Source organism: Aquimarina sp. 433 (assembly GCF_054054605.1).
In genome coordinates, this window is sequence record NZ_JBSWZK010000001.1 from 651,375 (window position 1) to 665,131 (window position 13,757).

At 32.7% G+C, this 13,757-nt stretch carries 6 protein-coding genes; all 6 read right to left on the reverse strand.

What is annotated here, in order from left to right; translation table 11 throughout:
- Positions 1-606: 606 nt before the first annotated feature.
- The 6 genes from ACWNT5_RS02795 to ACWNT5_RS02820 all read right to left on the reverse strand — a co-directional run bounded on the left by ACWNT5_RS02795 (position 607) and on the right by ACWNT5_RS02820 (position 13,674).
- Positions 607-2,508, reverse strand: coding sequence for a BNR-4 repeat-containing protein (locus ACWNT5_RS02795; RefSeq protein ID WP_456516543.1), 1,902 nt, complete (start codon positions 2,506-2,508; stop codon positions 607-609).
- A gap of 97 nt (positions 2,509-2,605) precedes the next feature.
- Positions 2,606-4,021 (reverse strand): T9SS type A sorting domain-containing protein, encoded by a 1,416-nt coding sequence (locus tag ACWNT5_RS02800; RefSeq protein WP_456516544.1) that lies wholly within the window; start codon positions 4,019-4,021, stop codon positions 2,606-2,608.
- Between the two features lie 68 nt (positions 4,022-4,089).
- Entirely contained in the window at positions 4,090-5,577 is a 1,488-nt protein-coding gene (locus ACWNT5_RS02805) for a polysaccharide lyase (protein WP_456516545.1), read from the reverse strand.
- 95 nt (positions 5,578-5,672) lie between these two features.
- Complete coding sequence (locus ACWNT5_RS02810; RefSeq protein ID WP_456516546.1) at positions 5,673-7,778, reverse strand: T9SS type A sorting domain-containing protein; 2,106 nt, start codon at positions 7,776-7,778, stop codon at positions 5,673-5,675.
- 524 nt (positions 7,779-8,302) lie between these two features.
- Positions 8,303-10,741 carry a BNR-4 repeat-containing protein gene (locus ACWNT5_RS02815; RefSeq protein ID WP_456516547.1) on the reverse strand — a complete coding sequence of 813 codons (2,439 nt, stop codon included), beginning with the start codon at positions 10,739-10,741 and terminating at the stop codon, positions 8,303-8,305.
- Positions 10,742-11,445: 704 nt separating this feature from the next.
- Entirely contained in the window at positions 11,446-13,674 is a 2,229-nt protein-coding gene (locus ACWNT5_RS02820; protein WP_456516548.1) for an Ig-like domain-containing protein, read from the reverse strand.
- Positions 13,675-13,757 lie beyond the last annotated feature (83 nt).

Sequence of the window (13,757 nt, forward strand, 5' to 3'; positions counted from 1 at the left end):
ATTGAGAGCTTTATTATTAGACTTATATCCTATAGATATACCTCATCACTCGAAAAAACTGAGTAATGATGTACATTTACTTTTGATCATAGAAATACTTTCATACTATTCTTCTTTACATTCTTTTAATGTCTTCAATTACAAATGAATCGATGACATATCTTTTTTAATCCTTGTTATACACAGGATTTTCAGTACAAATACTGATGCGCTAAAACGAATAAATATTTAAAGATCTAAGGGAAGAAAATATTTAAATATTAAACGAACTACATTCGTTTATCTATTTAGAGTTATATCAAAAAAAGAAAACTTGAGCCTTCTATGAAAGTTCTTTTTTCTATGAACTTTTTCTTAATAATTACTCTCTTTTTTATTCTAGAAAAGGTCTGGAACTTCTCTAATAAGTATAAAGCTAAACTAATAAATATATTGTCTATTATCTTTATTGAATCTTTCTTTAAAAAACCACAAAATACTGATAAACAATTATTTAATATTTAAATTTCAATATACTTTAAAGATTTTTTTATCATTATTAAACGTAATAATTTAGTTGTTTGTGTTAATCGATCATAATCGAAATTATCAGACATTTTTTGGCATTTATTTTTTTACAAACACTTTATTGATTTGCTCTACATTACTTGAAATATGAAGGACATACAAACCAGCACTCAATTCAGAAAGATCTAATATTGTACTTTCTTCAGAGGTGGATCGAGTGAATACTTTTTTTCCAAATACATCATACACTTCTAACACCATATTCTTTTGCGAAAGACCGATAATATTTAATTTATTTTCTTTAACAGGGTTTGGATAAATCTTGACATTTTGTTCTACTTCTTCAAACTCATCAATAGAAAGTATCTGCTGTTCTACAATGAATATGAATGAAATTTCTGATACTCCACCATCATTATCAGTAGCAATTGCTTTTATAGTATGCTCTCCTACTGACAACCCTAATAATTCATCAGTGAGATTTCCTTGTCCCCAAGTATATGGTGGATTTACTTCCTGTCTTATAAAATCATTGTCAATATATAATTGAACATCACTTATACTTCCATCTGTATCAGATGCATCAACCGTTACTTCAAAACTAGCATACCCTTCTTGTAACACGATATCTTCCGTAGGTGTTACAAAAGAAAGCATAGGTAATTCATTGGGAATATCTACCGATTCCAGTTTCAATTTTAAATAATGCAGTGGTAACTGATCACTATTTCTTTCTTCAGATGCAATAATATGTAAATACCCATTTGCATACTCATATACCATTTGATCAAATTCTTCATTTCCGGACCATGTATAATCAGTTCGCCAATTACTTTCACCTTCTTTGGTACTTCTTAGTTGAATTTTTCCATTAGTCTTTACCTCTATGCTATATACTCTTCCATCATCCCCAGGAAAATTAACAGGTGGAGAACCTCCTGAAGCTTTGATCACTTCATTAGAATTCGGTTTTGTATAGTAGTGAACGGTTCCTTGTCCAGGTATTCTATTTGTAAAATGAATTGCTTTATTCTTAGAAACCACAAAATTGGGAGCACTAGTCATGCCATTGCTTCCATTTGGTAAAGGGTCTGCAATTTTAAATTTATTCATCTCTGTAAGTCCTTCAATTGGTGTAGAAATGTTTTGCCCATTGAGATTTTCCCAAGTATCTCCCAATCCATTATTTCCAATCGCCGCATAGTAAAATCCTTTATTAAACTCGACATCGTCTCCTTTTATACGAACAGAACATCCTAAATACAATTGATCAAAAAAATATCTAAATCCTCCATATTGATTAAATTCAGGATTTTCGTTGTTTCCTCTCATTACTAATTGGGTATCCGACCAAGAATTTCCATCGTACAGGATAATATACTTATCTCCTTGTCTAGATGTTCCTAAACGGTACTCTACAATTAATTCACCATTCTGATTTACTTCCGTATTGGGATACGTAAATCTGGATATTACATTTCCTGGTTTAAAATAATTTCTTCTGGATGAAAACTTATCTAATGTAAAGTCCGAATCTGGCGCAAAAGCGATATTCTTTTCTGAGAATCTATATTTTAATTCACTAGCATGCATATCATACATTAGATGAATCGTTCCATCAATTGGAGAAACTCCTAATGATGCAACTCGGTGAGAATTTCCTTCACCAGAACTATACAGACTAACCTTATCAGGAAATTGTATGGTAGCCCATGTATTAGATTCTAAATGAAGTCTGGATAACATTAAATTTCTGTTTTGCATTCCTCCTTTATACCAGGTCAAAAACAGATACCCATTTACGAATTGCAAACAATCCCCTTTAGGTGAAATATTTCTGTTGAAACGTGCTGCTGGTTGATCAGGATCCGCATACCAAAACTTCAAAGCGTTTTGATTCAGATCTTCATGTTTTTCTAAGCTTACTTGTGCTATTAGGAAATTATTAGTACAAATAAGTAAAACAGAAAACACTATAATAATTGGTTTTAAGTGATTCATAGTGAACGATATTTTATTAAAAATCTACAAACCTTTTACAAAGAAACCCTCTGATTATTTTACACTTCTTAATCCCCATCAGTGCGAAGTGAACAATCTACTTTTTAAGTACTTTAATAGTCTGTATGTTTTTACCTTCATGTTGTGCTCTTAGAAAATAAACCCCTTTAGAAAACTTAGAAAAATCTAAAGAAAAATTTTCTTTAGATTCTTTATCTAAAACTGATTGAAATAACTCTTTTCCCTGTAAATCATATATGGTAACATTAGAAATTTCTGCTTTTGGGATTTCTATAGTTAAAAGATCAACAACTGGAATAGGATACACAGTCATTGGTTTTTCTATTGAAAAATCAGGAGTAGATAATACATTTTCTTCTACCACCAACTCAAAAGTAGTTTCACTTGTACCTCCACGATTATCGATAGCTACTGCTTTTATTTGGTATGTGCCAGCAGCTAAGTTTTTCAGTTGCTCGTCCAGATCATCTCGATGTCCCCATTCGTAAGGTGGATTTACTTCTTCTCGTATTTCCACATTATCCATATATAACTTTACATTCTGAATAGTTCCATCGGGATCACTAGCATCTACATTTACTATTAGATTATGACCTTCATCTACTGTTATTGTTGGGGAAGTTGGTGTACTAAATGATACTACTGGTAATTGATTCTCTCCAGAATCCGATCCAGATGGCATTGCTGATTCTAAAGTAGTAGTGATTCTCATTTCATCATAATAAGTAGTCGTGTTAAAATTACAGGCATTTGAATTATACGATCCCCATTTTGGATATACCACTTTACCATCAAATGTCTTATGAAATGCTCGCTTACCATCGGAGGAAATATCCACTTGATAATCTTGAAAATCAGAATTTGAAAGTGTTTGTTTTTGTCCATTATACCATAGCTCTACGTAACCTATGTCATCATTTCTAGACATTTTTATACCAACTACAAAACTTACCCACGTGTTTTCTGGAATAGATTTGCTCCATAGTGTAGTTTTCCGTTTGCTGATCGATCCACTACAGGAATTCCAACTAGGAAAACATGGACCCCAAGCACTAAAAGTCAACGTACCATTTCCATATCCCATGTTTAAAGGGTAATTCTGTGTATTGTTCTGGTCTCCTGCATCTGTTTTCCATTGCCAAACGGCTATACCACTTGTAATATTGGGTGTAGACTCTATTTTCCATCGCCACCCGTAATAGACAAAATCCCCTTCTTCGGGTTCATAATTATTTGCAGTACCAGTAGTTCTGGCAAATTCACCTCTTTTTTGACCAGTGGGTTTCTGTATCCTCCAGACCTTTCCATATTCAGAATCATTTACTGTAGATGCCGAAGAATTATTATTAGATTGATTACTGCAATCATCACCAGCATTTCCTGAATCAAACCTTCTAAAGCTAGAATTAACACTCTTGTCAGGATCTCCATACCATAAAACCTGCGCTTTTAAACTATTGATTGAAAGTAAAAATACAACGTTTATGACCATGATCTTTAGACATAAAAATTCAGAAGTGCTCCTTGATTTTATCTGTACCATAAGTTTCTTATCTCAAATTATTTTTTTACCAAAAGTTTGGATGTACTCAATTTTCCACTTTTTACCGTCATCAAAAACATTCCAGAACTTAATGCACTTGTATTTATTTCTATTACAGAACTATTAGAAGTAATCGTTTTAACCGTTCTTCCGCTTACATCATTTATTTTAATCTGAATAGCTTGTGTAGTATTTCCTTCATTCTCTATAAAGATTATATTATCAGCAGGATTTGGATATATTTTAATCTTTAAATCAGATGCATCAAACTCGTCTACTGACAACACATTTTCTTCTACCACTAGCTCAAAAGAAATCTCACTTGTACCTCCTCGATTATCGGTAGCTACGGCTTTCATTTGGTATGTGCCAGCAGCTAAGTTTTTTAATTGCTCATCTAGATCATCTCGATGTCCCCATTCGTAAGGAGGATTTACCTCTTCTCGTATTTCTACGTTATCCATATATAACTTTACGTTCTCAATAGTTCCATCGGGATCACTCGCTGCTACATTTACCATAAGATTATTCCCTTCTTCTAAAGTAACTGTCTGAGAAGTTGGTTCATTAAAAGATATCACTGGTAACTGGTTCTCTCCATTATCTGTAGCATCAGAACAGTTAGTCCATACTTTAAAATCATCAAAGTATACATAATCATCCTGAGGCGATTGCCACCAATCATCTGAACGATTTCCACCTCTATAGGTATGCATTACAACTGAATTAATTTTAACACTTCCTTTTCCTGATAATCGAAACATAACATCATCTAAATCCACTAATAATTCTCCATCGATATACATCTTCAAAACACCATTTTCCTGACCAGGTGTATTCAATTTTAGATATTGCTTTATGGTGTACCAGGTATTTCGTTCTAGTTTTAAATCTCCAAGACGTGTATTTCCTCCACATCTTGTTTCCCTATTAGGCAAATAATCGTACACAATAAGATAAGGTGGTTGTGTATGCGCCGTATTGGAACGCCACATTAGTCGACAAGAAAATGCGTTCTCAATGGTGTTTTGATTTTGTGTACAACCGGCAGGTTGAGACCCATTCGGAGTAGAAGCTCCTCCTAAACCTGGAAGTTTTCCTCCTGTAGCCCAAACAAAGTCATATGCAAATTTTACACGATATTGCAATACTGCTTCTTCGACACCATCAAAACTACTATCGAATACAAAACCTCCAGTTCTACCACTAGCATCATCCTTCGTAAACTCCGCACGTAACTCACCATTAATTACTCGATTTCTTTGTGGAAAATCATTACTAAGACCTCTAACGTTTCCTCCTGAGGTTCTTCCTCCTAAGTTTGGAAAATCATTGTCAGCCATACTTCTGGTATATAATTGGTTTTCTCCATTGTATTGGCTAAAATCCTGATCTAGGACTAATTGTGAATTATTACAGTCTTGAGCTCTAATTCCAGTGCATATTAGAAGGAAAATAATGATGATCTTATACTTCCAAATTTTGTGTAGGTTCGGTGTTTTCATAATAAGTTTTTAGTTGGTTTTAAGATCTTTTGTAATTACTATGTAATGAAATTACGTTTCTGTGGTTTTAGATTGGTTACTTCTAAAATGAGCTACTATTTCTTTACAAAAAATAAAGATTCTTTATTGTTGTCTGATTTGATTAAAAGAATATAAGTTCCTTGATGCAAGCTAGAAACATCTACTTTAAGATCATTAGTATCCAACTTTTGAGATATAATTCTTTTCCCAAGAAGATCTATTACTTCAACAGTTTTTTCCTCCTTCGAAACGGCTACTATATGCAAGTATTTTTGATTAACTGGATTAGGGTAGATCGTGACTTGTAATTCTCTTTCTGAAAAATCAGGATTCGATAAGGTTGATTCGCACTCTGGACTTTCCACAGCATTATTGAAATAGATTGTAAATCCGTTACTTTTAGAAACCATAACAAAATTGTCTCCATCTTTTGTAACCCAATATGAACCATCCCATCCAGCAAGATTCGAGTTACTTATGGTAAGTTCTGGCTGCGATGTATTAAACTCATAACTAACAACATCTTTAAGATTCATATAAAATTCTGGTACTCCATCTGAAGTATTCATATCAAATCTATCTAATTTATTTTCTTCCAAATTCCAAGAAATTCTTAGTCGACTAATATTACTTACATCAGGTCCTTGCCCTAAAACGTGAGCATGATCAAAAGAGGCATTATCGAAGGTTGGTAAGCCAGTAGCTATTGGTGTTCCAAACGAACAATCTCCATCGCCACCAGTATTCTCATCTCGAACTGTTACTGTAAATTCTACATCACTAATTTTCCCTTCATTATCTGTAGCCTCAGCTTTTATTGTATAAATTCCTAAAGAAAGTCCTACTAATTCGTTTGCATTCTCACCAATCCCCCATTGGTACGGAGGTTGGTTTATTTGTCTTACTAATGCATTATCTATATAAAGTTTTACATCAGAAATACTACCATCTGGATCCGTTGCGTTGACCTCTACAGTTAGCGCATCATAGCCCAGTAAAACGGTTAAATTTGTGGTTGGATTCACAAATGAAACTACCGGAGCTTGGTTCTGTGTTCCATCACATGGTTCTATATTCCAGCTAGGGCAAGATTGTGTGATATGGTTTAAACTGCCATCGCTAATTGGAAAATCTGGAGTATTTGGATTTCTAACATTATCCCATACATGAATTTCTGAAGGGTCGCCTTGCTTTTTCCTAGCTGTTGGGATTTCATCTCCTCTACTTTCTAGATTAAATGTATTATTAAATATTGCATTTCTAAATCCCGTGTTATAATTAGTACCGCGATCTAAAAAATCAATTCCTGCATTAATAATAGTAGATCCGTCTAGATTGAACGTGTTATTATACACAAAACCATAAGCTCCCTTAAGGTCTATAAATGCATCTGCACTATTCTCACCAGAGATTCCTTCTGCAGAAAACACACAATCTCGTATGATCGTGTTTTTTGTTCCTTCTTTTACATCTACGCCTTCTGCAGTTACATTCGGCCCTACGATACAACCTTCGATCGTATTATTATTACAATCCGGATCATACTTACTATTGTCATTTTCATCATCAGGTCCTGCATGTTGATTTTTATCAGATCCTACATACAATCCCTCTCCAATACCCGGTTTTTTAATACCGACATTGTAGACTTTACAATTTTTAACTAGGTTAAAACTAGATCCGTCTCTTAAATGAATTCCTTCTTCTCCTAGTTCTCGCACTGTTACATTTTCAATAACACCATAATTGGCATTATCAAAGACAATTCCCTTAGAACCTTCTTCAAAAATAATGTCTTTAATCTGCCAATAATCACCTAATATATGAAGTGCATATCCATCATAAATTCCATCAGGACCTTTTAGAATTGGTGGATTAGCAGGGTTTTCTCCTCTTAATATTATTGGGTTTGATGAAGTACCATCATTAGAAGAAGCAAATCTAGAAGCCTTTCCTTGATTATTAAATTTATCAGGAGCAACGTAGGTTCCAGAAGCTATAATAATCTCATCTCCAGGAGCAGCATTTGTCATTGCTTCCAAAATACAATCGAGAGTATTACAATTAATACTATTCAGCTTGGCTTGATGCACCTGTGCTTGGGCAAACTCTATGAGCGATAGAAACGTAAATAATAATGTAATTATTCGTGATGTTAACGAATTTGTGTAGGTTTTCATTTTTTGGGACTTAGTAGTTATTTTAATATCAATTATCTCTATTTTTCTTGAACAGTAAATTCTAAAAAGAATTTATTTTGTCCAATGCAAAACGCATCGTCTTCTTTTAGATATTAAAAGACTAAGGGAGGTAAATTAAAAAGTATTCAAACGAATATAACCGTTTAAATCTGATATCGAATGATTGATTGAAGGTCTGGAACTTCAATCATTTTGCAACCGATGTAAAATTAGTAAAAATAGCTGTTTACATGAGTACAGAATAGGGGTAAAAAATATACAGTCAACTGATTACCAGTTTTTTATTCTAATTTTTTCAATACCTTTTATAGATAATTTACGCAAAAACAACATACTTTATCTATTAAGATTAAGAATAATTCCTATCCAATGATTCATTGTTTTGGATCAATTAACCTTAGACCTTTGTATTTTTATAAATAAAGATTTCATAAAATACTTTTTAAAATTTAAAAAACTAGGATGCTTCCGTTGGTTCGAAGCATCCTAGATAAACTTTAATTTTATTTTTTCACTACTAATATTGATTCTTTAAATCTGACTGATTTAACAACTAAGAAATAGGATCCTGTTGGTAGTTCTGAAACATCAATAGTTTCTGCCTCATTTTTAGTAGTAATTTCTTTTACAACTCTACCATCTACACTTATTATTTGAAGTGTTTTCAATTCTTCAGACATCATCCCTGTAACTGATAAATAGGAATCCAAAACTGGATTAGGAAATGCTTTAATCTTTATAAAATCTGTTTCTGGGTTTAATCTATCACAATTCGGAGCAGTTGCCGAATTACTGAAATAAATCGTATAGTTCCCAGACTTAGAAACCAATGCAAGATTTTCACCATCTCTAGCTACCCAATAAGCACCGTCTAACCCATCAAAACCTGTATTCCTTAAGGTAACTTCAGGATTTGAATTCTGCAATTGAAAGCTCATAGAATCTTTAAAATCTACATACCAATCCGGAGATCCATTATTCGTATTAATAGCAAATTGATATAAACCATTACTATCTGGTACCCAATTGATCGTAAATTTTCTGAAGTTCCCTAATTTAGGTCCGTTGTCTCCTAACACATGAACATTGGAATATGTTACCTTATCCATTGCTCCTAATCCCTTGTCTATAGACATTTTAAAGGAACAGGTTGAATTTATATCACCTCTTCCTGTTATAATTACTTTTCTCGAAACTTCCCTATACAATCCTTTTTTATCAAAAGCTCTTACTCCTATAGTGTATACACCTGGTTTCGAAGGTTTCCAACTTACGGCAAATGGCCGGTTTCTATCTTGCTTAAAAAAAGTACCATTTATTTTAAAATTTACATAATCAAGATTACTGTCAGGATCGGTGGCATTTGCCTTTAAAGTAATAGTTTTTCCTAATGTAAATTCTTGATTATTTCGCGATGGATTTGTAATTGACACAATAGGTCTATTATCCTCATCCCCTTCTTGTAAATCTAAATCAATAATCTGTAAATAAAGTGGTTGTTTATCACCGCTTTTCTTTTCCATCATATAATAATATAATTTACCATCTACTATATAAGGTACTCCATGTCTAAATTTTTTACCAGTTTTTGGCGAATAAACTCTCTTGAAATTATTTTTACCACCTGTAGCTTTTTCCACATATATTCTATCCTTTTCAAGACCTATGATATAAATGTCATTCTTGTAAGTATATAATTGATCTGCTCCAGAAAAATCAGTCGAAGTAATAAAATTCGGCTTACCAACAGGTTTATATGTATGAACATTTTTAATTACATTATTTTTTTTGTCCTTTACTTTCCCAATTATATGAACATCGCCACGATCCGTAACCGTCCAGTCAAAACCTTGAACAATACTAACTTCATTTTTCCCTGTCGCTGAAACAAGATTGCCAGGTTCTGATACTTTTAATAAATCTGCATTGGCAAAAGGAATATTCACTGATTTTCCTTTATGATCTTTCCACTTGCTTTTTCCTGTTTGATCATCAGAATAACCATAATAAAATCCGTTTTGATATTCGTATTTATCATTTTTATTCTCACTTCTTCTCTGGAAACCAACACGTAGTTTACCATTTACATACTTCATACTTCCATAAAGACCCCAGTTATATGGTTGACCATGCTTTTTAGCGTTAAGTTTATTGAATTGTTGTAATTTACTCCATTTTGATGTTGACGCCGTATATTTTGAAAAAACATAAGCTCCATTATCATTACCTCCACGTCTCATATGCATTAGTAAATCTCCATTATCATTCAGAAAAAATTTGGGATAAGTAAGATCTTGGAATTGCTGAGGGTCTGGAGATCCGTTAAGACTAACATGGGTATAATCATTTGCTCCGTCTTTAACAAAAAGATTTAGCTTAAAATTAGCATCAGAAACTGTAGCTGCATTTTTCTTTGAATACGCATATCTAAAATAATCATTTTTAAAAGCTCCACCATTACTGTAAGAATGCATGTCGTATAACATATGAATCGTACCGTCTTTAGGGCTAATACCAACCGCAATAGTGTTATGCGATTCACCTATCCACCAATTACCATTAAGACCAGTGTGCCTATGAGGAAATTCTATAGTTTTTATCTTCCCTGTTTTTGTATTATATCTTGATAACATAACTCTTCTGTTATGTTTCCCCCCTTTATACCATGTTGTAAAAATGAAATTTTTGAATTTTTTTATACAATCCCCGTGAGCTGAAATTCGGGACCCAAAAAAATAGTCGTAAGCAGGTCCATTATTCGGAGAATTCCGACTAACTTTTTTACCATTAAAATGAAGTGCTTGATCTGTGATTTTCACTTCCTTCTCTAGCTTAATCTGTCCATAACTTTGAGAGTATATCAGAATTAAAAAGATCAGAAATAGTAATCTTGTCAATTTATTTTTACATTTTACATTTGTTGACATTGAATTTTTTTTCATAATTAGTTGGTTAAAGTGAGTGATTAAAATTTTAAATAGTATCTTAAATTATTTATTGCTAAATACCAGTTAAGCCGTGTTATCAATTTTAAAAGCTATAAAGAAGAGAATGGGAAATTATACCAGGAGAACATAAAAAAATAATACTTAATAATAAGAAATGGATTGGGCAAAAGTTATTCATCTATAGGGCTTTTTATCTATTTTGATTAATTATCTCTTTTTCCTTAAACACGAAATTCTAAAAGGAATTTATATTGTCCAATGCAAAACGTAACATCTTCTTTTAGATATTAAAAGACTAAGGGAGGTAAATTAAAAAGTATTCAAACGGATATAACCGTTTAAATCTGATATCGAATGATTGATTGAAGGTCTGGAACTTCAATCATTTTGCATTCAAAATAAAATTAGCAAAATACCCGTTTACATGAGTACAGAATAGGGGTAAAAAACATACATACGGCTGATTAACATTTTTTTATCCTTATTTTTTCAATGCCTTTTATAGATAATTTGCGCAAAAACAACATACTTTATCTATTAAGATTAAGAATAATTCCTATTTTAATGATTCATTGTTTTGGATCAATTACCCTTAGACCTTTGTATTTTTATAAATAAAGATTTCATAAAATACTTTTTAAAATTTAAAAAAGTAGGATGCTTCTGTTGGTTCGAAGCATCCTAGATAAACTTTAATTTTATTTTTTTACTACTAATATTGATTCTTTAAATCTTACTGATTTAACAACTAAGAAATAGGATCCTGTTGGTAGTTCTGAAATATCAATAGTTTCGGTTTCTTTTCCTGTGGTAAATTCCTTAACTATTCTACCTTCTACACTCACTATTTGAAGTGTTTTTAAGTCTTCTGACATTCCTGAAACGGTTAAAAAAGAATCCAACAAAGGATTAGGAAAAGCTTTAATCTGTGAAACATCCATTGCTGGATTTGATCTATTACAATTTGGAGTGGATGCTGAGTTACTGAAATATATCGTATATCCTTCAGTTTTGGAAACTAGTACAAAATTAGCACCATCTCTAGCTACCCAATAAGAACCATCTAATCCATCAAATCCTGTATTGCTTAAAGTAACTTCAGGATTTGAATTCTGCAATTGAAAGCTCATAGAATCTTTAAAATCTACGTACCAATCTGGAGATCCATTATTGGTGTTAATAGCAAACTGATATAAACCATTACTATCTGGGACCCAGTTAATCGTAAACTTTCTGAAGTTCCCTAATTTAGGTCCGTTGTCTCCTAACACATGAACATTGGAATATGACACCTTATCCATAGCACTTAAAGCACTACTCATAGGTGCTCCGAATGAACATGTATCTCCGCCACCTGAATCTGTTCCTCTTACAGTTAGTATAAATGTTGCTTGATTAGTTGCTCCATCGTTATCCGTAGCAATCGCTTTAAATTTATAAGAACCTTCATTTAAGCCATTTAGCTCTTGAGGGTTTGGAGAAGTATCATGACCCCATTCGTATGGAGCATTAACTTCTTGTCGTACAAAATCATTATTTATATACAACTTTACATTGGCTATAGTACCATCTGAATCTGATGCATTCACAACTGCAGTAAGATCATAGCCTTCATCAACTGTAGTATTACCATCAGGTAATGCAAAAGATACATTTGGTTTTTGATTATTTGAAGTACCCGTTACGGTTACGGTTATTGACTTACTCGATTTAGCACCATCATTATCAGTTGCATCAGCTTTGATTGTATGTTGTCCTACTGGTAATCCTAAAAGTTCATCTGTAAAATTTCCTTGTCCCCAAGTATAAGGTGCATTAACTTCCTGACGAATAAAATTGCCATCCACATATAACTTTACATTACTAACAGAACCATCATTATCAGATGCATTTACAGTAACTTCGAGTTCATCGTAACCTTCTGGCAAACTAATATTTCCTGATGGTGAAGCAAAAGAAATGTTTGGTTTTTGATTGGATCCCCCATTACCAATTGAAGAAGGACACTGACTCTCAGAAGACTCCGAAACACACCAATCTGCAAATCGTACTTGCTCATCATTTAATCCACTCGTTTTTCCTCTATAAATACCCCATTTAGGTCTATTATAATCTGCTCCACTTCTCCATAAATCTATATTCGAATTAGAATATGAAAAAACAGTCTGTCCATTAGATACTTTTTTCAGTATCACATTGAGCGTACCATTATCTCCATGTTTTATTTTTACATAGCCTTCGATCCATTCTCCTTTAAATCTAGATAGTGGTTCCTGTTTTAAATCAACATAAACAGAATTCGGATTTTTTCTATTATGCACCAACTCAAATTTATCTTTTTGAGCTGATAACGTTAATATGGGAGGCTTATCATTACTTCCGCCTTTAGCCTTTAATTGAAAGAAGTGACAGAATCTATTACTAGCTTTATAATTACTCGCTAAGCGAAACTTCCATCTGTAGTAGCTCGTAGAATTTCTGGGGTGACGCAAAGTATTTGAACTAGCACCTGGTCCTCCTTTTATTTCTATACGCACGCGATCATCATTTTTACATCGATCATCATCGTCATCGATATGACTATGAAAAACAAACACATTCTTGTCTAATTCATTATCAAATCTTTGGGTAATATGAGGTCCAAAACCCTTGTGCTTACAATCTGGATCTTCTATGCCAAATCCATCATTTTTTATAACAGAATACCCACTACCTGAACTGGAAGTAGCAGAAGAAGTAGTTTGAGATTGAAGCAAGGGTATATTGGCAAATAAGATACACCAAAGGAATACACCAGACCTATTGATAAGTAGATCAGAAAACAATTTTTGTCTTCTAATATTTACATTTAATTGCTTCTTATTAGTAGCGAGATATTCTCGCAACCAAAATAAATCTTGATTAAATCTTGTTTTAAAATTTTTCATTGTGATTAGTTGTTGTTGTTTTTATATATCGATTAGGACTAGGACATTCTGTTAAACAAAACATCCTAGTACTAATAGTAGAT